The organism is Gorillibacterium timonense (assembly GCF_001457415.1).
GTDB classification, from domain to species: Bacteria; Bacillota; Bacilli; order Paenibacillales; family NBRC-103111; genus Gorillibacterium; species Gorillibacterium timonense.
On record NZ_LN881721.1, the window covers coordinates 49,102 to 70,903 of the forward strand.

Annotated in this window: 22 protein-coding genes and 1 pseudogene; 12 read left to right on the forward strand and 11 right to left on the reverse strand. The window is 45.7% G+C overall.

Features of this window, described 5'->3' with window-relative positions; all coding sequences use genetic code 11:
* The first annotated feature begins 17 nt into the window (after positions 1 to 17).
* The gene (gene mprF, locus BN2684_RS02380) at positions 18 to 2,741 is read left to right on the forward strand and encodes a bifunctional lysylphosphatidylglycerol flippase/synthetase MprF (protein WP_058300582.1); all 2,724 of its coding nucleotides are present in this window, start codon (positions 18 to 20) and stop codon (positions 2,739 to 2,741) included.
* Positions 2,742 to 2,868: 127 nt separating this feature from the next.
* Complete coding sequence (rlmH, locus tag BN2684_RS02385) at positions 2,869 to 3,348, forward strand: 23S rRNA (pseudouridine(1915)-N(3))-methyltransferase RlmH (RefSeq protein WP_058300583.1); 480 nt, start codon at positions 2,869 to 2,871, stop codon at positions 3,346 to 3,348.
* Positions 3,349 to 3,512: 164 nt separating this feature from the next.
* Here the strand turns inward: rlmH and BN2684_RS02390 are convergent, their stop codons facing one another.
* The 6 genes and pseudogenes from BN2684_RS02390 to BN2684_RS02405 all read right to left on the reverse strand — a co-directional run bounded on the left by BN2684_RS02390 (position 3,513) and on the right by BN2684_RS02405 (position 6,351).
* Positions 3,513 to 4,094 carry a hypothetical protein gene (locus tag BN2684_RS02390; RefSeq protein WP_058300584.1) on the reverse strand — a complete coding sequence of 194 codons (582 nt, stop codon included), beginning with the start codon at positions 4,092 to 4,094 and terminating at the stop codon, positions 3,513 to 3,515.
* A gap of 30 nt (positions 4,095 to 4,124) precedes the next feature.
* Positions 4,125 to 4,250: pseudogene (locus tag BN2684_RS25320) on the reverse strand (recombinase zinc beta ribbon domain-containing protein); the annotation flags it as partial.
* 5 nt (positions 4,251 to 4,255) lie between these two features.
* A complete protein-coding gene (locus BN2684_RS02395; RefSeq protein WP_058300585.1) occupies positions 4,256 to 4,573 on the reverse strand; it encodes a recombinase family protein in 318 nt (105 codons plus the stop codon).
* A gap of 14 nt (positions 4,574 to 4,587) precedes the next feature.
* On the reverse strand, positions 4,588 to 5,067 hold the full coding sequence (locus BN2684_RS02400; protein WP_058300586.1) for a JAB domain-containing protein: 480 nt from the start codon (positions 5,065 to 5,067) through the stop codon (positions 4,588 to 4,590).
* Positions 5,068 to 5,398: 331 nt separating this feature from the next.
* Positions 5,399 to 5,629, reverse strand: a complete 231-nt coding sequence (locus BN2684_RS24395) for a hypothetical protein (protein WP_148449853.1) — start codon at positions 5,627 to 5,629, stop codon at positions 5,399 to 5,401.
* 65 nt (positions 5,630 to 5,694) lie between these two features.
* The gene (locus tag BN2684_RS02405; RefSeq protein ID WP_148449855.1) at positions 5,695 to 6,351 is read right to left on the reverse strand and encodes a hypothetical protein; all 657 of its coding nucleotides are present in this window, start codon (positions 6,349 to 6,351) and stop codon (positions 5,695 to 5,697) included.
* 517 nt (positions 6,352 to 6,868) lie between these two features.
* Between BN2684_RS02405 and BN2684_RS02410 the strand changes: the two genes are divergently transcribed.
* Both BN2684_RS02410 and BN2684_RS02415 read left to right on the forward strand, forming a co-directional pair.
* Positions 6,869 to 7,900, forward strand: a complete 1,032-nt coding sequence (locus BN2684_RS02410; protein WP_058300588.1) for an NUDIX hydrolase — start codon at positions 6,869 to 6,871, stop codon at positions 7,898 to 7,900.
* Positions 7,901 to 8,007: 107 nt separating this feature from the next.
* Positions 8,008 to 8,934 (forward strand): bacteriophage abortive infection AbiH family protein, encoded by a 927-nt coding sequence (locus BN2684_RS02415; RefSeq protein WP_058300589.1) that lies wholly within the window; start codon positions 8,008 to 8,010, stop codon positions 8,932 to 8,934.
* Between the two features lie 393 nt (positions 8,935 to 9,327).
* On the opposite strand, the gene BN2684_RS02420 is transcribed toward BN2684_RS02415, so the two are convergent.
* From BN2684_RS02420 to BN2684_RS24675, 3 genes are read right to left on the reverse strand one after another with little or no spacing between them, the layout of a single operon-like run.
* Positions 9,328 to 10,539 carry an MFS transporter gene (locus BN2684_RS02420; RefSeq protein WP_058300590.1) on the reverse strand — a complete coding sequence of 404 codons (1,212 nt, stop codon included), beginning with the start codon at positions 10,537 to 10,539 and terminating at the stop codon, positions 9,328 to 9,330.
* Between the two features lie 14 nt (positions 10,540 to 10,553).
* Positions 10,554 to 11,102: an MFS transporter gene (locus tag BN2684_RS24670; RefSeq protein WP_392388991.1), complete on the reverse strand. Its 549-nt coding sequence runs from the start codon at positions 11,100 to 11,102 to the stop codon at positions 10,554 to 10,556.
* Positions 11,074 to 11,631 carry an MFS transporter gene (locus BN2684_RS24675; protein WP_058300592.1) on the reverse strand — a complete coding sequence of 186 codons (558 nt, stop codon included), beginning with the start codon at positions 11,629 to 11,631 and terminating at the stop codon, positions 11,074 to 11,076. Before BN2684_RS24675 ends, BN2684_RS24670 begins: the two co-directional genes overlap by 29 nt.
* A gap of 164 nt (positions 11,632 to 11,795) precedes the next feature.
* Between BN2684_RS24675 and BN2684_RS02435 the strand changes: the two genes are divergently transcribed.
* The 6 genes from BN2684_RS02435 to BN2684_RS24400 all read left to right on the forward strand — a co-directional run bounded on the left by BN2684_RS02435 (position 11,796) and on the right by BN2684_RS24400 (position 19,148).
* On the forward strand, positions 11,796 to 12,668 hold the full coding sequence (locus BN2684_RS02435; protein WP_058300593.1) for a LysR family transcriptional regulator: 873 nt from the start codon (positions 11,796 to 11,798) through the stop codon (positions 12,666 to 12,668).
* A 197-nt stretch (positions 12,669 to 12,865) separates the two neighbouring features.
* The gene (locus BN2684_RS02440; protein ID WP_058300594.1) at positions 12,866 to 15,109 is read left to right on the forward strand and encodes a U32 family peptidase; all 2,244 of its coding nucleotides are present in this window, start codon (positions 12,866 to 12,868) and stop codon (positions 15,107 to 15,109) included.
* Positions 15,110 to 15,149: 40 nt separating this feature from the next.
* On the forward strand, positions 15,150 to 16,889 hold the full coding sequence (locus tag BN2684_RS02445; protein WP_058300595.1) for an ABC-F family ATP-binding cassette domain-containing protein: 1,740 nt from the start codon (positions 15,150 to 15,152) through the stop codon (positions 16,887 to 16,889).
* Between the two features lie 103 nt (positions 16,890 to 16,992).
* Positions 16,993 to 17,316, forward strand: coding sequence for a DUF2834 domain-containing protein (locus BN2684_RS02450; RefSeq protein ID WP_058300596.1), 324 nt, complete (start codon positions 16,993 to 16,995; stop codon positions 17,314 to 17,316).
* Between the two features lie 418 nt (positions 17,317 to 17,734).
* On the forward strand, positions 17,735 to 18,640 hold the full coding sequence (locus BN2684_RS02455) for a hypothetical protein (protein WP_058300597.1): 906 nt from the start codon (positions 17,735 to 17,737) through the stop codon (positions 18,638 to 18,640).
* On the forward strand, positions 18,618 to 19,148 hold the full coding sequence (locus tag BN2684_RS24400; protein ID WP_148449857.1) for a hypothetical protein: 531 nt from the start codon (positions 18,618 to 18,620) through the stop codon (positions 19,146 to 19,148). The genes BN2684_RS02455 and BN2684_RS24400 overlap by 23 nt, the downstream gene beginning before the upstream one ends.
* A gap of 135 nt (positions 19,149 to 19,283) precedes the next feature.
* Here the strand turns inward: BN2684_RS24400 and BN2684_RS02465 are convergent, their stop codons facing one another.
* Positions 19,284 to 19,499: a helix-turn-helix transcriptional regulator gene (locus BN2684_RS02465; RefSeq protein ID WP_108722143.1), complete on the reverse strand. Its 216-nt coding sequence runs from the start codon at positions 19,497 to 19,499 to the stop codon at positions 19,284 to 19,286.
* Between the two features lie 173 nt (positions 19,500 to 19,672).
* On the opposite strand from BN2684_RS02465, the gene BN2684_RS02470 reads away from it, so the two are divergent.
* Both BN2684_RS02470 and BN2684_RS02475 read left to right on the forward strand, forming a co-directional pair.
* Positions 19,673 to 19,939 (forward strand): hypothetical protein, encoded by a 267-nt coding sequence (locus tag BN2684_RS02470; RefSeq protein ID WP_058300600.1) that lies wholly within the window; start codon positions 19,673 to 19,675, stop codon positions 19,937 to 19,939.
* A 161-nt stretch (positions 19,940 to 20,100) separates the two neighbouring features.
* A complete protein-coding gene (locus BN2684_RS02475; RefSeq protein ID WP_058300601.1) occupies positions 20,101 to 20,895 on the forward strand; it encodes a Nif3-like dinuclear metal center hexameric protein in 795 nt (264 codons plus the stop codon).
* 298 nt (positions 20,896 to 21,193) lie between these two features.
* Here BN2684_RS02475 and BN2684_RS02480 read toward each other — a convergent pair whose 3' ends face one another.
* Positions 21,194 to 21,664, reverse strand: a complete 471-nt coding sequence (locus BN2684_RS02480) for a pyridoxamine 5'-phosphate oxidase family protein (RefSeq protein ID WP_058300602.1) — start codon at positions 21,662 to 21,664, stop codon at positions 21,194 to 21,196.
* Between the last annotated feature and the right edge of the window lie 138 nt (positions 21,665 to 21,802).

Here is a 21,802-nt window from a genome sequence, read left to right on the forward strand (position 1 = left end):
GAAAGGAATCGTGGGTTGTGAAAGAGAAGCTCGAACGGTTTGCGATATTCCGCTTGTTGGTCGGATTGAGCCGAACGCGGGCGATCCGGCTGCTCATTCCCATTGCGGTCATCGCCCTCGTGTACATAGAAGGCTCGAATGAGCTGAAGCAGATTCACATCGGCCAGACGATCCGGCAGCTGAGGGGAATGCCCCGGCTGTCGGTATTGGCGATTCTCGGTACGGCGCTCTTCTCGGTGGCGGTGATGAGCGGGTACGATTTTCTGATCCGGCATCATTTCCGGCTGAACGTGAGCCGCGGCACGACATTTCGCTATTCGTGGATTGCCAACACCTTCAACAACATTCTCGGCTTCGCTGGTTTGACCGGAGCAGGAGTACGTACGCTCCTCTACAAGAGAAGCGGAGTACCCGCCGCCAAAATGGGGCAGGCCGTGCTGTTCCTTTCTCCGATGGTGATAACCGGGCTTTCGGTGCTGTCCTGGTTTGTGGTGACGGGGGTTTTTCCGGCGTGGACGCTGTTTGAGGTTCATCCTTGGCTGCAGATTGCCGTCTATGGCGTGGGGCTGTATTTGGTGTTCTTCATCGGCGTTCAGCGGTCATCTCTCTTCGCAAAATGGTTTAACCGTGATGGGGGGCGGATTCCGTTTGTCACGGTCGGAGCATCGCTCGGCGCTTCTTTTCTGGAATGGAGCTTCGCTGCGATGACCTTCTTCCTGATCACCCGGGAGCTGCTCGGTCCGGTTCCCTTCTGCGGAATCATCGGGCTCTATGTGGTGTCGGCGGTGGCGGGGATTCTTAGTATGGCTCCCGGCGGTATCGGGGCGTTTGACCTCACGGTGCTGATGGGGCTGCAAATCATGGATTATTCGTCCGATCAGGCGATGGCCGTGCTCGTCATGTTCCGCTTGTTCTATTACGTGGTTCCCTGGCTGGTGGGGCTGCTTCTCGGCGCCTTCGAATTCGCAACCGGAGGGCGGCGCAAGGCGGATCGGCAGCCGGTGAAGGACCCCGAATCCGGCGAACTGTTTCAAGAGAGCGAGAGCGTAAGTGGATCGGCAGCCGCGCTTGCCAACCGATTGAACGGGGCGCTGAACGCCTGGCAGAAATTCTGGCGGCTGCCCGAGCAGCTCGGTTTCCTGACGGACTTCGGAGCATGGGCGCTCGGCAAGCTGGTGCTGATCGGCGGCTTCGTGCTGCTCCTGTCGGCGGCGACCCCCGGACTGATGCACCGGCTGAGGTTCACGAAGGAACTGCTCAGCCTGCCCGTCATGCAGCTCTCGCATCAGCTCACGGTCATCATCGGCTTCCTGCTCATCCTCTTGTCGAGGGGCATCTCGCTAAGGGTGAAGCGGGCCTACCGGTTGACCAGTCTCCTGCTCTGGGCCGGGGCGGTGTTCAGCTTTACCAAAGCGTTCGATTTCGAGGAAGCGATCTACCTGCTCATCGTTGCCCTCATGTTGTGGATCTCGCGAGACCGGTTTTACCGGGAAGGAGCGCCGCTCTCTGGACGCTTGCTCGGGTTTTGGTTCCTGACGACAACGTTGATCGCGGTCAGCTATTATCTGCTTGGCAGTCACATGCTGGATGGGTTCATCAAGCATCTGCCGATGAAGCCGAGGCATCATGCAGCGCACGCGCTGCAGCCTCCTCACTATTATGCGATAACTGCCGCAGTCGGGCTTGTCAGCTCCTGGCTGTTCCTCACGGTGATCCTGCTCCTGCGACCGTTCCGTCATACGGAGATTGGGGCGGGTGTGGAGGAAATGGCCCGGCTGGAGGCTTTTCTCAAGACGAATAAGGGCAATTACCTTACACATATGTACTTCACCGGAGACAAAGGCTTCTACTGGGCCAAGGGCGGCAAGGTGTTATTCGTCTATGCCAAAACGCGGGACAAGCTGGCCGTGCTGGGAGATCCGCTCGGTCCCCGTGAGCTGATCTCGGAGGCGATTGTGGAGTTCCAGCAGTATGCGGACCGGTATGCTCTATCGGTGGTCTTTTACCAGGTGGGGCCGGAGTATCTGTCGATCTATCACGACAATGGTTATCGCTTCTTCAAGCTGGGAGAGGAGGCTTTGGTCGATCTGGACGCGTTCACCCTGAGCGGTAAAAAGAACACGGACCTGCGCGCCGTCAACAACCGCTTCGAGCGGGAGGGGTATGCGTTCGAGATCGCACAGCCGCCGCATAACGCGGACCTGCTCTCGGAGCTGCGGGAGGTCTCCACGGAATGGCTCGACGGCAAAAAGGAAATGGGCTACTCCCTCGGCTGGTTCGATGAGCCGTATCTCCAGCGCGCTCCACTTGCGGTTTTGCGGTCCTCGGAGGGGCGGGCTCTCGCTTTCGCTTCACTTGCCCCGGTCTACGACGGCGGCCGGACGATGTCCATCGACCTGATGCGGCACCGGAAGGATACACCGAACGGCACGATGGACTGGATGTTCATCCGTCTCCTGCAGGGGTGCAAGGAGCAGGGCTACGCCCGCTTCAACCTCGGCAATGCTCCGCTCGCGAGCGTCGGCCAGAGCAAAAGCGCCATGCGCGAGGAGCGGCTCGCATCGCTCGTGTTCCGCTACGGCGGCCATTGGTACGGCTTCCAGGGTTTGCGCCGCTACAAGGGCAAGTTCTCACCGGACTGGGAGCCGCGTTTCCTGGCGTATCCGGTGACGGTATCGCTGCCGATCCTCACGGTCGATCTGGTGCGGCTCGTGAACCGCAAGATGAAGGGAAGCCGGTAACAAATCAGCGGCGGCAGGGTGTCGGGGAGACGACTAGATGTGGCGGTCGTGTTCTCCGGCGTCTGCCGCCATTTTTTTGTACGATGAGGCAAAGTAGGGTTAAGCATGAAGGTGGAGGAGTAGAGGCATGTTTATTCAGATCATCGGTGTCGGCAAATTGAAGGAAAAATACCTCGTCCAAGGCATCGCCGAATACGCGAAGCGGCTCGGGCCATACATCAAGTTCCAGATCATCGAGGTGTCCGATGAGAAAGCCCCCGACACGTTGAGCGACGCCGAAGTGGAGATCGTCAAGGATCGCGAGGGCGAGCGCATCCTCGCCCATGTGAAGCCCGATGCCCATGTCATCGCCCTCACGCTGGACGGCAAGCTCTGGAGCTCCGAAGAGCTCGCGGCCGAGCTCGACCGCCTCGCCACCTACGGCTCCAGCCACGTGGTGTTTGTCATTGGCGGCAGCCACGGCATCGCGGATGCCGTTCTTCGTCGCGCCCAGCAGAAGCTGTGCTTCGGGCGGATGACCCTGCCGCATCAGTTGATGCGGCTTGTGTTGACGGAGCAGGTGTACCGGGCGGTGAAGATTATTCGAGGGGAACCGTACCACAAATAACGGCATGTTTTTTGTTGGGGAACTGCGTAAAAGACGTGGAAAAGGATTAGTATGGCGAGGGTTTACCCTAAGTCACTTTCTGTGAAAAAGCCTGCTACAGAGGCGATATGCTGTGATTTGAGGGCATGGAGATGCCCATGCCCATGACTTATTCCTATTTGGCATCAGATGACGATGGTGTATGAAGTATTGGACTTTTGCTTAGAAAAAGCAAAAGCCCCTGCCACCGTTTGGGTGGAAGGGGCATATCCTAAAAAACACGCATTGATCTTATCATCGAACTCCAATTCGATGCCTTCGATTTTCTGGCCTTTCTTCACATGAATCTGCTTCACGATGATCTGAAGCAGGTTCTTTTGTGTTTCAATCGCTGCTGACGATAACAACTCATGGAATTGAGACAGCACCTGCTTTACTTGATGCAGCGGAACCGGGTCGGCGGAGCTTCGTTCAAGCTGTCTTAAGGCCTCATGCCTTCTTCGGGTCAGTGCTTCATGCTGCTGCTTGAGTTCATTCATACGTTGGATTAGAAATTCATTATCAACAACATCGGCTTCGTAAAGCTTGAAGTATTTCTTCTTTTGGGCATCCAGCGTTCCAAGCTCCTTGTCAACGGAAGCTATTTCTTTTTGGAGAGGAACGACATTCACGGTACGGTTATTATTGATTCGTGCCACAATGTCCTCCAAAATCTTAGGCTTCCCCACCACGGCAGCGATTCGGTCGGTTACATATTGTTCAGCCATGTCAGCCTTCACACTATTTGAAGTACAAACCCGGCTACCTTTGGCACGGAAGTTGCTGCAAATGTAGTATCGCCGCACAACCTTGGTACCATCCTTGAGCGTATCATGAATCCGATGGGCGACAAGTGTTGCTCCACAGTCGGGGCAACGCATCATTCCGGTCAGCAAATAGGTTCCGTTGAAGACACGCGGCGAGGTGACGGACTTTTTAGCGTAGAGCTTTGTACGGTATCCCACACATCCTGTGTGATAATACGTTCGTGTTCACCATCAACAATGATAGGCTCATGATTAATGCCCTTACGCCGTTGCTCACTCCAGTTTTCTCTCACGTTGTAGCGAATCTTACCGATGTAGACGGGATTGTTGATGATCGTCTTGATCGAAACGGCGCTGAATGGTTTGTTAGGCTTCGTTTTGTAGCCGTTGTGGTTCAGTTCGTTAGCAATGCTGCGCAGTCCCTGTCCTCCGGCATACATATGAAATATTTTCCTCACCAATTCAGCTTCAACGGGGTTGATTTGCAGTGAGGAATCCTTTCCTTTAGGAATGGGAACCTCGACGACATCATAGCCCAGATGCCTAGCAGATCACCAGCATCTCTCAGTCGTTTGGTCATATCCACATCCTCCGGGCTAGGTTCGGCCTTACCCGAAGGATGGTTATGACAACAAATAATAGATGCTGAGTTAGCAAGTACAGCGAGCTTGAACGTTTCTCGTGGATGCACCAGAGCAGTGCTCAAGGTTCCACAGGATACCTGATGTAGCGCCGTAGGCTCATTTTTGGTATTTAAACAAACGATGCAGAAGGTCTCCCTATCACAATCACCGATGAAAGGACGGAACAGATCGGCCGCATCTTTAGGCGAACGAATGACCCGATTAGGGTACAGCAGGGAAGCCTTTTCCCGTACCATACGAAGGGTAATGATCTCGACTCGTTTGGCAGGTTGAGGCTTGAGATTACTCATTATTGATCTTCCTCTCCTTGGACAATGGTGATGAACTCCAGTATTCCAAGGAAATAATATATATTTGAGAATGTATTTCTTACGGGTGACGAGAGCCCCTCCCATTGCCCCCAGAGTGCAGTGAAATCCCCCGCATTAAGGCCCAAAGGTGCCTTGCCGCGCATGACATTCTGGAGGCTGCCCCCGCCGCCCCTAGGTTTGGGGCAGAGAGGGGATTACTCCTATTGTCAGGGGGGGATTGATTTTTTATTTTATTTCTTTTTCTTACGGGGGCAAAGGGGGCATGGATGCCCTAATTGCTTACCCGTCATGGATTGGCTCACGCCCCGCTTTAGCTGTGCTCAGGGGGCAATGCCCCGTTTTCCGGGGCGAACACATCGGGCAGCTCAGAATGAACCGAAACAGGTTCTGGTCGCATTCTTACTTCAGCGTCTTCATCAACACCTCTGATGACCTCTGCTCGGATGCAGAGCTTGCGTGAGCGTGATCCTCCGACCATTTTTTTAACCGTGTAGTGACTTCGTTCCTTCCCGTTTTCCTTCGATGTTTCGGTCAAGGTCAACCCTTCATCCCCTAACTGCCGCCAGAGCATGGATGCTGTAATGGGAAACTGTGTTCCTTGAGCACTCAAGAAACGGAAAACGGCATTGTAGAGAACATCTGGCAGGAAGTAGAGTACTCTCGGTCACTCCATCCCACATGCGTTCCATTCTTCGGAATGTCCTCACCCGTCAGTGGTTTTGCAGCCGTCGTGTAGATGGTTCCGTTAGCTATTAGTTCAGTAACGATGTTGACAAAGCGAGTCGTAGCCTTAACCTCAGTCACCTGCTCACCTTGTTCGCTGGCGGTGTTGAGAAAACCCGTCCAGGCCTCATGCAGAAGATGCTGACTTGTCTGCTCATCTATCGCTCTTACACTGACCGCGTACTTTAAGCCCATTTGCAGACCGAGATGAAGCCACACGGCTGCTTCGATCAGTCTGCCATGAACGCGTAGAAGGTTAGCTTCCTTTCGTTTATCGGAGAACATCTGAGATAGCTTATCGTCGTAATCTCCACTGTTCATTGCTTCCGCAAGCCAGCTTAAGTACCCTGACATTGCTTCACGAAGGCATGGGGTCTGACCTTGAGCCTCCGTTAGCTTCAGAAGATTCACATCACTGGGTTTTAGCTCTACAGGGAACAACCGGGCAACGCTAGAACCTCCTTCCAGCAAGTCCTCAGCCGTAACAATCGCCATCCCGCGCGGCGGGTAATCGGCTCTTAGCGTGGTGTCTTGCTTCATGCGTCCCCGGCCCACCCGATCTCCGTAACCTCTCAAGATTTGCTGAGCGAGTTGAGCCATAGCCTTCGCTTCTTGAGGGGTACTTGTCGGATGATAATCGTCGATCAGCAGTAGGGAATCCTTGGTGTCAAAGCTGCGCCGTTCAAGGGAGTTAGCGGTATCCTTAAAGTTAGCGGGAGGACGCTGATGATCATAGAGAACTTTCCGAAGCAATAAGAGGCATAATTGATAGCCATTGGATTACAACCTATGACTATGTTAGTAGCATTGCTGAAATATATGAAAATATACCCACTAAAGTGTATCAGCTTCAATATTCAGCAAATAGAAAGAGAAAAGAGAAGGAATATTTATTTCATAATGCAAGAACGGTTATAGATTCTTTTGACAAAGTTCAATTTATAGAATGAAATGAAGGTTGGCCATTAACTGATGGGCAACCTTTTTTGTAGATTGCTATATTTATGTTATGATGACTTAGTCAAAATGACTTTATAATAAGAGGAGATGTATATTATTGAGTAAGTTGAATTTTGAACGATTATTAACAAAAGCTGTACGTATAGATTGGACTACTTTAGCAGATTCGCAAGCTTTATCATATGAGGTTCACTTGAATGGACAATTTTATACAAAATTGAATTCAGATCAAACTTCATGTGTTATTGGTGATTTAATAGCTGGAGCTCAGAATAACATCGCTGTTTATGTTCAGTATTTAGAAGGTGAGAAACACTTATTGCCTGGGTCTGAAGAATCTATTTGGGCTTTTCATACACCTGATGGATTACCGGTAGATATTTGTATTCTAACGGTCCTTCCTGAGTTTGAGTGTAAAAAACGCCCACATATGCCCTCGTTTAAACCTTATGTTCTTTTAATTCGTCGAAAAGATGAGGTCTATGAGGGGCACTGGGCATTACCGGGAGGATTTTCTAAGGTGGATGAGACACTGGATGAAGCGGCAGAAAGGGAGTTGAAAGAAGAAACTGGAATAGAGAAGGATTTTACACTTAATCAACTTAAGACGTTCTACTACAAAGGTCGAGATCCTAGAGGATGGATTCCTTCTGTTGCATATTTTTCATTAGTAAGACCTGAAATTTTTATAACTGTTCAAGATGGAAGAGATGTATTCAAAGAAATAGTATTTAAAGAACTTGAAGCGAATACAGATGCTTTAGAGGCAAAGCTTTTTACTATAGATGAAGCACTTAAACTCGAATTAGCATTCGATCATAGAGAAGTTATTAAATATGCTACGGAGCGTATGAAAACAGAGTTGTTATCAACGACAATTGCTAGACATTTTTTAAACAAAAAGGGATTTACCCTTCGTGAATTGCATCGATTATTAAAAGATACAGTGCCTGAATTTCAGGTGGATGAAACTAATTTTTCTAAAAAACTTTTAGCAACTAAGGGGAGGGAGGGAATTTTGCTGGTACTCAATGAAAAAGAGCAAAGATATGCGGGACCTAAAGCGCAATTATATAAGTTCAGACAGGAGGGGAACGAGCCAATCCTATCAATTTATAATTCATTTTAATGTCAATACGCCTTCCGCAGAAAATAAATATAGTTTATTTAACTTAGTCATATTGACACAGTTAAATACAGTCTGTATATTTAACTGTAAAGGGGCGTGAGATTAAAATGAACAGTTTATTTCTAATAGGTAATGGATTTGATCTTGCACATGGAATGAAAACATCATATGAAAATTTTCATGACTATCTCAAAGAAAATCATCCTGATGCTAAAGCTTCATTTGGTGGATATGTTCCCGAATCCATAACAATGCCTGATGGCGGTGAAAGTTATAATGATGTTGAAGTAGTAGGATTATTATTCGAAGTTATTTCAAATGCTGAACCATATGGAGATAAATGGTCTGACCTTGAAACATCAGTGGGTTATTTAGAATTGGATGACTACTTTTCTGATTGGGATGAAGATGATGACGATAATCCTTGGCATAAAGTATATAGAAATCAAGACCTAGCAGATAATCTTGTTGGAGCAATTCTAGAAATTACAGAGTATTTTGCTGATTGGATTAATGAAATTGAACCAACCGATAGCTTGCCAATAGCGGACTTCGTAAAGCTTATTGATAAGAAAAACGATTTTTTCTTAACCTTTAACTATACTGATACATTAGAGATGTTGTATGAAGCAGAGAATGTTTGTCATATTCATGGTGAGCAAGGTGGAGAATTGTTATTTGGACATGGAAACGATGAGGATTACTATGAGGAAAATATGGGACGGAATGTTGGTTCCGAAGATCGGCTACAGTATATGCAAAGTAAACTGAGAAAAAATACAGAAATGGCTCTTAAAAAGAATCAAGGTTTCTTTAGAAGCATTTCAAAGTCAGTTAAGAAAATATATTCTTACGGATTCTCATTTTCTAAAGTTGATGAAGTGTATGTACATGAGTTATGCCGGATTTTACCTACAGCAGATATTACGTGGTATCTGAATGATTATGATGATGTTTCGAAGCAAGATGAGTATAAAGAAGTTGTGAGATCTTGTGGCTTTAAGGGGAGTTTTGATACATACCATATTTCGTAGTTTGAAATGGTACGTTCTGTAATAGTATTAAAGTTTAGAAGCTTATAGCTGCGGATTGTGAAGTTTTCAGTGACAGATCTCATATTTCAACTCCTATACGATTTGCAGGCTGAAGTTCAACATAACCACGATGATGTTTGATATAGTGTAAAAGGTTCACCCGCAGGTGAACCTTTTTGATATCACTGAAACTTGCCGCTTCAGCTATCGCGGTGAACCTTATCATAAGTAGTGGATAAACTTTTCGGTAGGGCAGAACCATTGGGTTAATGTTTCAGAGCCACGAAGTTTTAAAATAGTGCCAGCATGTTAATGGCGAGAGCCATCAAGTAAATGATGGCAGAGCAGTGATTCTTGAACTAACGGCTTACCTCGGCTTGGTACGAATTACGCCTATGCGCGCTCTTTGGCAGAAAAACCGTGTTTCTTGGCAACCAATGAAACGATGAAGGCAATAAGCATGAGAATAAGCAATGCCCATGGGAAGGAAAGGACACCAAGTGATTCGAGAAGAATCCCACCGACCAAGCCGCCGCCGCTAATGGCCAGATTCCATGCTGTCACAAGCATGGACTGGGCAACATCCGCGCTCTCGCCGGCAGCTTCGGCCAATGCCGTTTGCAATAGAGTTGCGGCCCCTCCGAATGTCAATCCCCATATGGAAATACTTATATAAACGACAATGAGCTGTTGACTGCCAATACCGAGTGCCAAAGAAGCCGCAGCAAAGCCAAAGGTGCTAATCAATACTAATAAACGCAGCCAACGGTCGATCAAAACGCCTGTTATCCAAATCCCGACAACAGAAGTAATTCCAAAAATAAGCAGGACAAAACCTATTTGGCTGGCAAGCCCGGCTTGTGCCAGATAGGGTGCTATATAGGTATAAAGAATATTGTGGGCTAGCACCCAAATCAAAACGACTAGCAAAATGGGACGTACACCGGCAATCGTGAAGACCTTAATTAGAGGAATCCGCTGATGGGTAGCTTGTCCGGGGAAATCTGGCAGTTTCCAGAGTACCCAAAAGACCAATGCTACCGTCAGCAGGGACATAATTCCAAAGATCGATCGCCAGCCCACAAGAACGCCAAGGAAAGTTCCAACTGGGACACCGAGAGCAAGAGCCAGCGGAGTGCCTGACATGGCTATCGCCATAGCTCGTCCTTTTAATGAATCCGGCACCATACGACGGGCATAACCCGCGATCATTCCCCACAGCACGCCAGCGGATACGCCTGCTAGGAAACGGGCAACAAGCGTAAGCATGAAGTTGGAAGATATCGCCGTAATGGTGTTAAACACAAGAAAACCAATGATGCAGAGTAATAGTAACGGCCGTCGTCGCCATCCACGCGTCGCAGCAGTCAAAGGGATTGCGGCTGCCAGAGAGCCCATGGCATACAATGTGACAAGTTGACCAGCAAAAGCTTCTGATATTCCGAGCCCCTCGCTGATTTGAGGCAACAAACCGGCAGGAAGGGTCTCGGTGAGGATACAAATAAATCCTGTCATAGAGAGTGCCAGTAACCCGGTCCAAGGGAGACGTTCTGATGCAGATGCGCCCTTAGTAGTAGGCTCGGCAGAAGTAAGGTTTGAATTCATTCTGGAATCACCTCTCACGATAAATTTATAAGCTTCGGCCGATAGAAGGACCAAGATTGGAGTAAACGCCCTTTATCATCAATAAGAAAGCCGGTGCATACAGGCAATAAGGCAGCCGGAATATATCCTCCCATATTTAATACAGCATTCGCCTCTGCTCTGCGGTGCTCAGGGACATGAAGGCCAATGAGCGTCAATCCACCTAATTGGCCAAGTCCCTGGCCCATACCGGCAAAAATGGCGGCTAATATAAATAACGGTACTAAGGAGGCAGTAACTGCTGCAACAAGACCAATCATGGATAGGATCGTGGCTATAGCTCCTATGATGAAGATCGTGCGGACAGAAAATTTGTTGAGAGCGAATTGAATCCCTGTGGCGGTTAAAAACATGACACATGCTGTACTGCCTGCTACCAGTGGATTGGTTACGTCAAGAACCTTCGCCAGCAAGGAAGGCCCTAAAGACAGAATGAAAGATGTTGCCGTGATTCCCGGTGCAAAAACAGTAATTCCGAATACGAGATGCAGACGATTACCTGAAGGGACGCCGGGTAAAAGCAGAGACCGGTTGAGTCATGACGCTGGACAGTATGCTTGATAGCAAGGGACCGAGGCCAGCACCCAACACCATGGATATGGATGCTGCAAGGGACGCCTGTTGTTTCAACTTCGCTCCTCCCGCATCCACAACGGAGGCCATCCCCGCTGAGACCATGACGCCGACGGCTACCCCTGACAAAAAGCGGGCTGTAAGAAGTGCTATGACGGAAGGTGCAGTGGCAAACAGCAAGCAGGCTATAATAGCTGCTGTGATCCCAGGGAATAAAACGGGCTTGCGTCCAAATCGGTCGGACAGTTGACCTGCAATCATAGGTGTAAGGAGCAGTCCAACAATATAAGAAGCAAAAATCAACGTGAGCGTGCCGTTGGAAAAGTTGAATTTCTGCTGCCAATATACATAGAGCGGAGTAGCTGAATTAGAGAGAACGAAGACGGCTGTTACCATCCAGGCGGTGATCCATATGCGCCTGAATGATTTTCGTTCTTCCAATAAGGATGAACGATTATCTTGCTCAGCATGAATATTCATGATATAAACCTCTTTCCTAAATCCACTTTTTAATAAAAGTGTGGTCGATAGTAAATAATCTGCTTCACGTAAGCAGGAGTTGTATTTTATCATAAGGTATGTTCTACTATAACTGAAATATCTTTATATCATAAGGAGAATAACCGAATGGTTATAATGAAAATATGAATATGAATCATCTTGAAGTGTTTATGAAGATCGCGGAGAAGTTGAATATTACGGAGGCTGCCAAAGCACTGTTTATTTCCCAACCGGCTGTTAGTAAAGCTTTGAAAAATTTAGAAATATCTTTACAAGTGAAGTTGTTTATTCGAGACAAACAGAATGGATTAATGCTTACAGATGTTGGGGAAGAAATGTTGATCCTGGCTAGGAAAATGAAGGAAATTGAAAATAAAATGGTTCAACTCGCTTGTCAGGAGAACAAGCTTTTGCGCGGCAAGGTGAAGATCGGATCATTTCCGGCTGCCTCCACAAACTTGTTGCCGGAAGTGATATGTTCATTCCGCTCCCAATATCCGAAAGTCACGATTGAGCTTATGGAAGGAACCTCTAATCAAATTAAACAATGGGTGGAAGACCGAACGGTTGAAATAGGGATTATCGCTTCTCCCTTCGATCATTTTAGCTTTAAAATCCTGGCGCATGACTACATGGTAGCCATTGTACCGGAGAATCATCCTTTAAAATCACAAAGCGAGATTAACCTGGAACATTGCAGAAATGATCTTATTTTTTGCAAAGGTGGACATGAATCCGCTGTATTGAACACATTTCACGATAATGATATTTCTTTCCATGAGAGTCTGACTGTCCAAACGGCTGAAACCTTAATCCAAATGGTCCAAAAAAATTTGGGGATCGGCATTATATCTCATTTTACGCTTACTTCTGTTCCGCATCACTTGATTGTCAAAGAGATTGTTCCTCGGATCACGCGGGATATCGGGATTGTGGCGCATTCCTTTGATGAAGTGACACCAGCAGCCAAGCAGTTTATAAGTGTAATGGGTCAATTGTATGGTGAGAGGATTTAATGTGAAGAGGCGAATGAACAATGCATTAAATCTGACGATGACAAGCTAATATTTCCCATTCAATATTGTGCGTATTCTTGCGGGGGCTCATCAAGGGCATTACGTTGGTAGAAATTTAGCCGTTATAGCGTGTAAGCTGAACCGTATCATAAGTAACTACAAATTTTACATAATTTATGAATCACCAGGAGGAAAAAATGACTGAATTATTAGCTCCAGCAGGAAGCATGGAAGCTTTAAAAGCTGCCATTTCGAATGGTTGTGATGCCATATACTTAGGAATGCAAAAATTTGGCGCACGTGCCTACTCATCTAATTTTGATTTCGAATCGTTACAAGAGGCGGTTACGTATGCGCACCTGAGGAACGTTAAAATCTATGTTACGATGAATACCATCGTTTTCGAGAACGAAGTGGAAGAGATGAAAGAGCAGATCCGCGGATTAAATGAAATCGGTGTGGATGGCATTATCGTCCAGGACCTGGCTGCTTTCGATTATATCGTGAAGAACTTTCTTGATCTGGAAGCCCATTGTTCCACTCAAATGGGAATAGACGATGTAGACGGAACTTTATTGTTTAAAGAACTTGGTGCGAAACGAGTGGTTCTGTCCCGTGAGGTTGAGATTGAAAAAGTAAAAGAGATCAAACGATTAGCGGAAATCCCTTTGGAAATTTTCGTTCACGGTGCGTTATGTGTCTCTTATTCAGGAAATTGCCTCATGTCAGGATTACTCGGCTATCGAAGCGGAAATCGCGGAAGATGTGTGGGTTCATGCCGTAAGGAGTATGAACTACTGGATCAGACAACCGATACATCTTTAGCGAAAAACTATATTTTATCCACGAAGGACTTAAACACAATCGATTATATCGATGATTTAAGAGAAATCGATTCTTTAAAAATAGAAGGTCGAATGAAAGATCCTACGTATGTGGCGAATGTTGTATCCAAATATCGCATGGCCTTGGATAATCAAATAACCGAAGAAGAGAAAGATAATCTGAAGAAAACCTTCAATCGAACATTCACCAAAGGCTATTTGTTTCACGAAGATAGGAGAAACATTACAAACATCGTAAAGCCGAATAACTTTGGTTATGAAATTGGAACCATCAGCAGGATTGATAAAGATCGGTATGAAATAACCCTTACACGTCCTTTAAATCAAAACGATACCATTCGAATAAGTCACAACAAAGAAGATGTTAATTTAGCGGTTGCCAAACTGTACGATAGAGAGGGTCAATTAATCAACAAAGCAGATAAAGTCTGCTATATCAAAATCCAAGAAACGCTGTCTACGGGAGATGTCGTCTATAAAACGAAGGATTATTTCTATTCCAAAGAATTAGAAGCATCGCTGGAAAAAGAATTTAAGCGGTTTGCCCTGGATATGAAAGTATATGCATGTCCAGATTCAAAGCTTTTCATCAATGCGGAGGGCTTAGGCTTTCATTATTCCTATGAAAGCGAGGAAATACTGGGCAAAGCCATGAATAATCCAACAACCAAAGACCAGGTAATCAAGCAATTTTCCAGATTAAATGATACGATATTCGAGCTGAACCAGGTCGATTATGAGGAATGCCACGCGTTTATTCCGGCTAAACTGTTAAATGCAGCAAGAAGAGAGATTGTACAGGGCTTATATGACGTAAAGCTGAACAGCCAGCAGAAGAGAACCCAGGCTTTGAGAGCAAAAGAAAAAATAAGCTTTGCCCCTGAAAAACCATACCTTACGGCCTCTGTAACGACTAAGGAACAGTATGATGCTTGCGTGAGCTGTGGAATTAAGGAAATCTATTTTGAAAATGTTGTGAGAAGAAATCAAAATGATTATAAGGAAAAAGAAGGGCAGCTGCTAATCGGGGGATATGGCGGAATTTATCACTACAGAGAAACGAATCCGTTTGTTACGGACTATTCGCTAAATGTCGTGAATGCTGCCAGCTGCTATGAATTACACAAATTAGGTGCAAAACGAGTCACTTTATCTTATGAATTGAATAAGAGCCAAATGGAAGACTTAAGGAACGCCTATTATGAAGAAAACGACGGCTATCCTTCACTGGAGATGATTGTATACGGCAAGGCTCCCTTGATGTTCACCAAATACTGTCCGATGAAAAAAATGAATCAATGCAGAGTTTGCGAAACGAAGAGCTATGCGTTAAAAGATGAGAACGGAACGTTCCCTATCCTTTCCCATGAGGATTGTACGACGACTATCCTGAATGGGAAGACGCTTAATCTTCTAGATGAGCTGCAAAGCATCAAAGGAATCGAGGCATTCCGATTAAGCTTCACCATTGAATCACAAGAGCAGGTTGTGAACGTTATTCATCAGGCTTTAGGCAAGTTAGAGGGCTCCGTGAATCATGCTGTCTTCAATCAGGAAACCGACACAAGAGGACATTTTCATAAAGAGATTTTGTAGGCAGAATCGTCACCACTATCGTTTTAAGAGAGGCAACCCTATGATAAAAGTGGATCACTTATCCTTCTCGTTTCCGCAAAAAGAGCTATATAAGGACATTTCGTTTCAGCTTGAAGAGGGGCAGCATTGTGCTTTTATCGGAACAAGCGGCAGCGGGAAAAGTACACTGATCGATATCCTGATCGATCCCGAAAGGTATCTGTTCGATGGCAAGTTAGAGAAAGACCCGACCTGTAAAATCGGGTATGTCAGTCAGTTCTCGCAAGTAAACAAGCCTGAAGTAACAACCGTTTTTGACTATATCGCGGAAACCTACATCCAGATACAAGATGAGATCACATCCATCTATGCTGAAATGGAAACCGCATCGGACATGGATTCGCTGCTGGAAAAGCTTCAATCGGCATTGGACGCATTCGCTTCAATAGGCGGCGATGATTTTGAAAGCAGCATGAATAAGAAACTAAATCTGGCAAACCTCATGAAGCTTAAAGATCGTAAGGTATCCGATCTGAGCGGCGGGGAATTCAAGCTTATTCAAGTAATCAAGGAAATGCTTATCCGTCCGGACTTGCTAATCATGGACGAACCGGATGTGTTTTTAGACTTTGAGAACCTAAACGCGCTTAGACAATTGATGAATGCCCACAAGGGAATGCTGCTGGTCGTTACGCACAACCGCTATTTGTTGAATCATTGCTTCAACAAAATCATACACCTTGAAAACAAGGAGATCCAAGAGTTTGACGGGCGATATATCGAGTATAGATTCTCATTGCTTCAGACCAAAATTGAGCTGCAAGAGCTCGCGATTGCGGACGAAGAAGAAATCGAGCGAAACGAGAACATCATCAATCATCTTAGAGTGATCGCGACTAATAATTCAGAAGCAGCCAGAGGCAGAGCGTTAAAAGCCAGAGTCAGCTTTCAAGAAAGATTGGAAGCGCGTAGAATCAAAGCGCCGTTTGTTGAGATTAAGCAGCCGGATATTACGTTTGGTATGGAGCATGAAATGGAAGATACCACGGTGGTAAGCGTCCAGGATTATAGCATTGCCTTCCATGAGCTGCTTTTAGAAAACGTTACCTTTGAGATCCAATCTACAGATAAAGTAGCCATTATCGGTCCAAACGGTACCGGGAAAACGACTTTGCTCCGAGAGATCTTTAAAAACCATCATGAGGCGATCGAAATAAAGGCTGATGCGAAAGTGGCTTATTTGTCCCAGCTTCATGGCGAAACGCTAAACGAATCCAATACCATCATGGATGAATTCATCGATGCCGGGTTTAAAACGTATGACGAGATCCGATCGTATCTGGCAAACTATGATTTTGAAGGAGAAATCTTGGATCAAACGATTGCATCTTTGTCCGGTGGAGAAAAAAACATGCTTCAGTTGGCCAAGGTGTCTGCCAGTAAGGCAAACCTCCTGCTTCTTGACGAACCGACAAGCCATTTGGATATCTATGCACAGATCGCACTGGAGAAAGCCATCGAGGACTATAAAGGTGCGATTTTGATGGTTTCCCATGATTTCTATTCGGTCGTAAACGGCATGGATTATGTGTTAATCATTGACGATAAGAAGATTAGAAAAATGAGCATGCGAAAATTTAGAAAAATGATTTATGCGAGTCACTTTAATCGAGACTATTTGGAAACGGAACAAAAGAAAAAGTCGGTTGAACTGAAAATAGAGTTGGCTTTAAAAGATAAGAATTTTGAACTTGCCAAAGGATTGGCCGATGAGCTGGGAGAGATCATCAAACTGCTTTAAAGGACGGGACAGGGTTCGAAATGTACGGTGTGAAAGACGGCCTCAATGAAAGCCATCCCAGGAGGGGTGGCTTTAAAACTTTCAAAATAATGGAGGGTTATATATGAAGTACTTTTACGGAGTATTATCTTTCCTGGGATTCGTCTTGCCCTATTCGCAATTCATCCCTTGGATCGTGCACAACGGCCTCGATTTGACTCTCCTATTTGAAGCTATAAACAGTACGCGTATCGGAGCTTTTGCATGGATGGATGTTTTCGTTACCGCGATCGTGCTTATGGGATTCATTCTGTTTGAAGGCACCAGAAAGAGAATGAAGTATTTATGGCTGCCGATTGCCAGTACACTACTGGTAGGTCCTTCACTGGGTCTTCCCTTGTTTTTGTTACTTCGACAAGTACACTTGGAGAAAAATATTCTAAAATAACATCGGATGCAGGGGCATAGATCGTAAACTTCAAAACGGCTCCCAAACATAAGTACCAGCGGTACCGGGCAAAGGGCTTCCTGCAAATGATTTACTTCATCAAAAAAGACTGTTAGTCCTCTATAATATAGTCTCTCTGTTTATTAAAGTAAGTATGGGAATTACATAATACAAAAGGCTCTTTTTTTTGCTTTTTACATTAGTTTGAGAATGAAAAATCGTAGTTGGATTGATATGAAGAGCCAGATCATAAGCTGTGGTAAGTTTATTTGCTGAAGACAAACATGACGATGAATGTTTGGTTCATGATTATTGGTCACTTTGTAAATTCAATATGATTATTACAAAAATTATATTGTAAGAATTAGGGTTGGAGGGTAGAATGTAGAGAATAATTTCTTCGAAGGAATGACATGATATGGCAAAAAAAGTTTTTTATGCGTCCAAGGTAAATGTGCATGCAAACATCTTTTCTCAAAATTTGAACGATATCATTGAAATACATATTCCTAGAGCAATTTTGTCAGCCCCTAGCCTTAAAAAAGGATCATACAATTGGTCCATCACTGACGTTAACAAAGTACTGGTAGAGGGAAGTGAATTGATTACTGGGAACCTTACCAAGTCAAGATATGCTAGTATGAAGAAAAGGGATGGTATGAATACAAAGGATATTGTTACTGATTTTGAAGTAGCCCATACATCTCGCTTTTTTTATCATCCTGTAAGTGAAATAATTGTTCACGAATTTAGTAGTTACATAAACGAAGAGGACTTTATAAGTATCTTTCAGCAGTTAATTGGGAGGGATGTGTATATTGGCGAGATTAAGGTTATCCTTATTCCAGAGCCACACAAAATTCGTTCCGAGTTAAAGTCCATACAAAAAGTTACAAGTATTCATTTCCACTTGATCCATCCAAACCCCGGAAAAAAAGAGTTCGACTTGTATAATAATTTAATAAATCAGCACGATTTAAAAGAGCTGGACTTGTGTATGGCAAACAGGGATGGAATGAAGATTTCGGATAAAAATGATCCGGATCACCTAACTGATGCAATCGAGTCCGGCATTCAACTAGTTGAGACGGGGTATGGTGGAGTTGATATTAAGGGGTTTGATGAAGTCAAGGTAAAGGGTAAAAGAAAAGATAAGATTGTTAGAGAGCAACGGGCATTCCTTTCCAGAAAATCAATTCGTAAAATTACCGTTAATGAATTTGGTGAGGAAGTATTATTATCTAGAATAAGGAGTTTCATTTTAGATGTTAAGGATAAAGTAGTTAATAAGGGTGATGAGGATGACACCAACATCAAATTCTAAACTTTCTTACAGAGACACTACATTTCTGGGGTTATTACGAATTAATGGTGTGAAGGTGCTTTTTAATTGGTCTTTTTTTTGGTCATTTCTGATTTCGTCAGTTCCGATTTTTTACTCTTGGAAAAAAGGCACATTTACCTCAGACTTTATTTCCCTTTCAAAAGAGCTATCTGCAACTTTATTAGGTGCATCCGCGGGTGTGTTAGGAATTGTTATTGCGGCACTAACGATAACTTTAACGTTATTTCATAATTCATTGCTCCCTAAGATGCTTGAAACTAAGTTAATTCATAAATTCCTATTCCCGTATTGGTTTGTAGTTGTCTTGTGGGGAGTAAGTATTGTGCTTTGTATTATTCTTAATTTTTTTGAAGTATATGGGTTGGTGCAGAGCGTAGCTATAGTTTTTGGTATAGAACTGTTTTGGTTTTTATACGCAACTTTCTACACCGTGCAATTGACTGGATTAGTGATTAGGTTGGCACTGCAACGGTCACAAATGAGTTAATTTTTTTTGGGCAAAGAAGGAACATAAGTTCCCGTTTGACTGCTGAAAAGTGCTCCCTAAGAGTTACTACTCAAGATAAATGACTGTGGTTACGACCATACGATAGTACAAGCTGCTGTCGATTAACTGAAACGTTTACTCAACCCTCCTCCGATCCTTCCACTCCTCAATCTCACGAGGGTCAACATCCAACAGCTCGCAGATATGCAGAGCGATGTTTACTGTCGGTGAAGTAATCCCATGTTCGATGTTTTGATAATGCTTCAGCGATATATTCACACTGCGACTGACCTGTTCCTGGGTCAGTCCTTTTTGGGTTCGAGCTTCGCTTAACTTTTTCAAGGGAAACACATCCTTTCTGTGCTCCCTTTATCGTAGGCAATTGGTGAAAAATCATCCTCGAAGTATACTTGGCGAATTATAGTGCACATTGTATAATGGGAAACAATTACATAATCAAGTTCAGCATGAGAAGTTCTGATATACAATCACAACAAAACACCCATTACAAGGAGGAAACCCGCATGACACGGACCTATGACGTGTACGAGAAGTTGGTGGACGAGGAAGACGAGCTGCTGGCGAGGATCAAGCTGTGCGAAGGCTGCCAATGGTCGGTCTTGGAGTATGTGAGTCGGCAGGGGGAGCTGGGGAAAGCGATCGGGGAGGAGATCGTCACGAACATTCATCAGATTGAGCAGGACCTGCGGACCGAGCTGCTGCATCTGCGCCTGGAGAGGGGCTTCCTGGCGGAGGCAATGAAGGGGGAAGACTCCCCGTGTCCCGGATGAACATGGGACAGAAGGTGGGGTTGATCATTAATCAGGGATAATCGACATCCTCTGGAGAAAGCAGGATTGACTCGCCCCATGTAGAAAGGGAATAGTAACAGGATGAGTAAGCTTGCTCATGTACATAAATAACGCAAACAACGAAAAAGGAGGTTTCACAGATGACCATTACGGTCCAGAATGTGATCGATCGCCTGATTGAGCCCGTTGGTGCTTTTGAGGAGACGGTCGATCGACTGAAGAGCGGGCGCCTTGATGCAGAGGTTCACAAAGTGGCGGTTGTCTTCATGGCGACGTATGCCATCATTCAGCAGGCGGTGGAAGCGGGAGTCGATCTGATCATCACGCATGAGCCGACTTACTATACCCACTCAGATGAAGGGGATTGGCTAGCCGGGGGTTCCGTCTATGAGAAGAAGCGGAAGCTCATCGAGGAGTCGGGGATTTCAATCTTTCGCCTGCACGATTACATCCATAGCTACAAGCCGGACGGGATTCAGATCAGCATACTCAAGAAGCTGGAATGGGAAGCTTACGCAAATCCAGAGGAGTTGAATCTCCTTACGCTGCCCTCTGATGAGCAGCATACCGTCCGTACTCTGGTGACTCATCTGAAAAGCAAGCTCGGTGTCGATAGCATGACGGTGATCGGGGATCTGGACATGCCCGTTCGGCAGGTCGGACTGCTGCCCGGTGCGGCTGGCGGACCTTGGCATATTCAATACTTCGAGAGCCGAAACCTTGATCTCTTAATCGTTGGCGAGACAAATGAATGGGAGACCAACGAGTATGTGAGAGACGCCGTAGATATGGGACTTCCCAAGGCGTTGATTATCACAGGACACCAGAGCAGCGAGGAGGCCGGGATGCTGACCGTGGTGGAGATGCTGCAGGAAGCATTCCCCGGGCTTCAAGTGGACTTTATCGTGAGCCCTCCTGCGGCAAAGAGAGTGTAAGGGTCTGTCGACGGGTCCAAACTCGCCGATTCACATGGGCCGCCTATATGGCGGCCTTGATTCTTTTTGTAGCAACTAAGTGAATAATCCGGAGTGAATTGAGCCATGGTTCCGATGAGTGAGAGCCATGTCTCTGGCGTTTTTGAACCGCCCGTTCGGACGAGGCGAGCCACTCCATCGTGCCTCCTGCTAGATGTGTTGCAGCTTGATATGATACCAAACCGTTTGAAGAAGGTAATATCAAAAGAAGGGCCTCCCGTAAAGGTTGGCCCTTAAATTATCAAATGTCTACATCCCATTAATTTACCGTCTTATTGACAAAATCAATCTCATTTCTGATTCCTTTATGGGCGTCATTCCACAGGCCCTTTGTCAGGCGAATGCGCAGCAGGCATGTGTTAGGGTCTTCGTCGTTATTGGCGTCGTTATACCACTCGGCGAATATTGTGCGCAGCTTTGTCATCATCTCTGCGTTTTTCTCGTCACATACCCAGCCCAGGTTTTCACCGATCCCATCGGCCGTAAAGTTTTCGACGATGATACAAACGGAGACTTCGGGGTTTTGGGCGATCTGCTGCATCTTGCCTGAGGTCGCGTAAGTGACGGTGTAGAACGCGCCGTCCTCATAGTAAGCGTCTACAATGCGGGCGGCGGGGCGGCTTTTGCCATCGGCTCCCGGTTCCAGCGCGATGGTGGACAGAGAGATCAGACCGTCCTTGTTACCCACTTGTTCTTCCAGCAGCTTCATGGCTTCATCGTACTTGCTCACTCTATTACCTCCTAATGTGTCGTAAGGCATACCTTATTAAGCCTATCATTGTAAAATCTTAGTGTATGTGAAGATTAATACGATGAATACTAAATCGCTATCATAATCCTCTGCTCGACTAATATATATTTTTCATTT